1 protein-coding gene is annotated in these 245 nt (G+C 66.1%); it reads right to left on the bottom strand.

Annotated features, from left to right (window positions below; all coding sequences use genetic code 11):
• Nucleotides 1–245, bottom strand: a 245-nt coding sequence (locus IF64_RS26910; protein WP_157575552.1) for a transposase, incomplete at both ends; no start/stop codon positions are given.

The raw sequence follows: 245 nt of genomic DNA, 5'->3' as shown, positions 1-245 counted from the left end.
CGCTCCTTGGACTCGATATCCTTGCGTGCCAGCCGAGGCCGGATTCCCCTGTCTCGTAACCATCGGCGACGTTCGCGGCTGTTGTAAGCCTTGTCGCCATGCAGCTTCGCCGGCTTGCGGCGCCGCGGCCCACGTCGGGAACGGACCGGCGGGATCGCGTTGACCAGCGGGATCATCGCGTCGCCATCAGCCGTGTTGCCTGCCGAGATCCCGGTGGCCATTGGTAATCCAGTGGCGTCGGAGAG

The organism is Prauserella rugosa (assembly GCF_000719975.1).
Lineage (GTDB): Bacteria > Actinomycetota > Actinomycetes > Mycobacteriales > Pseudonocardiaceae > Prauserella > Prauserella rugosa.
Note: the sequence above shows the minus strand (reverse complement) of the source record. Positions and strands in the feature narration are given on the sequence as shown.